The sequence below is a fragment of the Paraburkholderia mimosarum LMG 23256 = NBRC 106338 genome (assembly GCF_000739815.1).
Lineage (GTDB): Bacteria > Pseudomonadota > Gammaproteobacteria > Burkholderiales > Burkholderiaceae > Paraburkholderia > Paraburkholderia mimosarum.
Genome location: NZ_BBJJ01000039.1, coordinates 1 through 2648 on the forward strand (window position 1 = coordinate 1; position 2648 = coordinate 2648).

A 2648-nucleotide genomic window follows, 5' to 3' on the forward strand; every position below is an offset into this window, starting at 1 on the left:
AACTGGTTCCGGCGATGACCGGCATCACGCTGGCGCTGATCGGCACGATTGCAGGCCGGACGATCTTCTATACGCTCCCGGCGCGATTCCTTTCCGGACAGGCCGCCGCCGGCGGGTTGGCGTTCATCAACTCGATCGGTGCGCTAGGCGGCTTTGCGGGCCCGTACCTCGTGGGGTACCTCAAGGACAGTTTTGGTACGTTTTCGGCCGGCATGACGGGTCTTTCGATCGTGCTGGGTATCACGACCCTGCTGACCTTGTCCCTATACGCTTTCGGTCGCGGAGATTGAGAATGGAGCCACGTCCCTCGTTCCGACGCCGTGGGGTTCTCGGCGCTCTCGCAACTTCGATGTTGTTGCCCGCCATCACCGCGCGCCTTGCATTTGCAGGAGAGGAAACACATTCCGTGAGTACAACCAACAATTACCTGCCCGTTCGTGCCGACTGGCTCGCCTCGGGTGCAGAGGCGGCGCTCGAGCCCGATATGCCGATCATCGACGCGCATCACCACTTTTACGACCGGCCGGGCTGGAGCTACCTTCTCGACGAGTATCTCGAGGACGTGCGCACGGGTCATAACATCACTGCCTCGGTGTTCATGCAGGCGCTGACACGGTATCGCACCTCGGGTCCGGAGCCGCTGCGCCCCGTCGGCGAAATCGAATACGTGGCTGGCGTCACGGCTCCTTTGCAAGGCGGCAAGCCGCAGGTTGCAAAAGGGATGATCGGCTACGCGGATCTTCGACGGGGAGCGGCGGTGCGCGATGTGCTCGAAGCAGAACTGCGCGCCGGCGATGGCCGGTTCCGCGGCATTCGACATCTCGTTACATGGGACGCGGACCAGACACTCGTCAATCCCTTGTCGGCGGCGCCGCGAGGGCTGCTGCTCGACCCCGACTATCGGGCGGGCATTGCGCAACTGGCTCCGCTGGGTCTGTCGTACGACGCATGGCTATTCTTTCCGCAATTGCCGGAGCTGTTCGACCTCGCAAAGGCGTTTCCAGATACGCGTTTCATCGTCAACCATTGCGGCGGCGTCGTCCGCATCGCCAGCTATGCGAATCAGCGCGCGGAAGTGTTCGATGCCTGGTCCCGTTCGATGCGCTCACTCGCCGAGTTGCCGAATGTCTATGTGAAGCTTGGTGGCCTCGGCATGCGTATCAATGGCTTTGCGTTTGAAAAGGGCGAACGTCCGCCGTCATCGGATGAGCTGGCGCACGCGTGGAAGCCATGGATGCATACCTGTATCGAAGCGTTCGGTGCGGATCGCTGCATGTTCGAGAGCAATTTTCCCGTCGATAAGGGATCCTATCCATTCAGCAACGGTTGGAATGCTTTCAAGAAATTGACGGCTCAAGCCGGTGCTGATGAGCGCGAAGCCCTGTTCCGGGGAACGGTGAGCAAGGTGTATCGCCTCGGGTAGGCGGAAGCAACGGGCCAGCGGTAAGCCGCTGACGATCAGTGTCCACCGGGCATGGAGAGCCGCGCCTCGCTCTGCCGGGCCGCCGATGTTGGAAATAGTGTTTAATGAACTTTTCGATGCCGAATGTCGGGGCTTTGCGGCTTTCGCATCTGCCGGTGCGCATGAAAATGCGTCCGGGGTTCGAGGGCTCGTCGCCTCGCACCGATTTGTATTGGCACGGGCCTGCGACGCATCGCCGGCACGAAAGTTGCGCAGTGCCAGGAACAAATAGCTGCAAAAGGGAGCAACAATGTCAAAGCGCCCCCGGACGCGCCCGCGCGCGCCCGCCTTAGCGCTCGCAAGCGCGAGCCTCCTGGCCGGTCTTGCGCTCGTCTCGCCCCACGCCGCCGCGCAAACGGCGGCCTACACCAGCGAACCCGTGGATCTGTACGCGGGTCCTTCCGGCGACTACCCGGTCGTTTCCCAGATCGGACCCGGCGTACCCGTCACCGTGATGGGCTGCGTGAGCGACTATTCGTGGTGCGACATCACCGTGCCAGGTGTGCGTGGCTGGGTCTACGCCGGTTACCTCAGCTATCCGTATCAGGGCGCCTATGTGCCGCTCACCGACTATGGGGCGTCAATCGGCCTGCCGATCGTCGGGTTCTCGCTCGGCGCGTACTGGGGCAGCTTTTACCGCGACCGGCCATGGTATGGCGAGCGGGACCGCTGGGCCCACGTGCCGCATCCCGAGCGCGGGCGTCCGCCTGAGCAGCCGGCATGGTACGGCGCGCCGGGACGTGAGCCCCGCATGCCGCCGCGCAGCGAGGAGCGTTTGCCCGGACCCAACGCGCCGGTGCGTGGCGGGCCGGCGCCCGTCAACCCGCAAGCGCCGCGCGAACCGGCTCATGTGCCGCCGTCTGACGTTCCCCACAACGCGCCGCGTCCACACGAGGCAGGGCATCCTCCCGCGCCCGAAGCGCAGCAATTCGGCGGCCGCCAGCCGGCCGGCGCGCCCTCCCAGGGCTACGCGCATCCGCCCGCTGCCCAGCCGCAGGCCGGCATGCGCGCGCCCGGCCCCGCCCCTGCGCCGGCACCCGCACCCGCACCCGCGCAAGGGCGGCCTGCGCCGCCGCAAGGTGGCCAGGGTTGGCAGGGCGCACATGCCCCCGCGCAAGGCGGCGGCCGGGGCGACGAACGGCAACACGAGCATTGATCGATAGCGCATGTGCGCGAGAACGGCGGG

At 65.4% G+C, this 2648-nt stretch carries 2 protein-coding genes and 1 pseudogene; all 3 read left to right on the top strand.

The window, feature by feature from the left end:
- A pseudogene (locus BMI01S_RS24255) lies at positions 1 to 290 on the top strand (MFS transporter); the annotation flags it as partial.
- Between the two features lie 59 nt (positions 291 to 349).
- Positions 350 to 1423, top strand: coding sequence for an amidohydrolase family protein (locus tag BMI01S_RS24260; RefSeq protein WP_407669055.1), 1074 nt, complete (start codon positions 350 to 352; stop codon positions 1421 to 1423).
- A 289-nt stretch (positions 1424 to 1712) separates the two neighbouring features.
- On the top strand, positions 1713 to 2618 hold the full coding sequence (locus BMI01S_RS24265; protein ID WP_042290857.1) for an SH3 domain-containing protein: 906 nt from the start codon (positions 1713 to 1715) through the stop codon (positions 2616 to 2618).
- The last annotated feature ends 30 nt before the right edge of the window (positions 2619 to 2648 follow it).

Bases quoted from the DNA above. Each gene is read 5' to 3' on its own strand.
- BMI01S_RS24260 (WP_407669055.1), top strand. From the start codon at position 350: ATGTTGTTGCCCGCCATCACCGCGCGCCTTGCATTTGCAGGAGAGGAA.
- BMI01S_RS24265 (WP_042290857.1), top strand. From the start codon at position 1,713: ATGTCAAAGCGCCCCCGGACGCGCCCGCGCGCGCCCGCCTTAGCGCTC.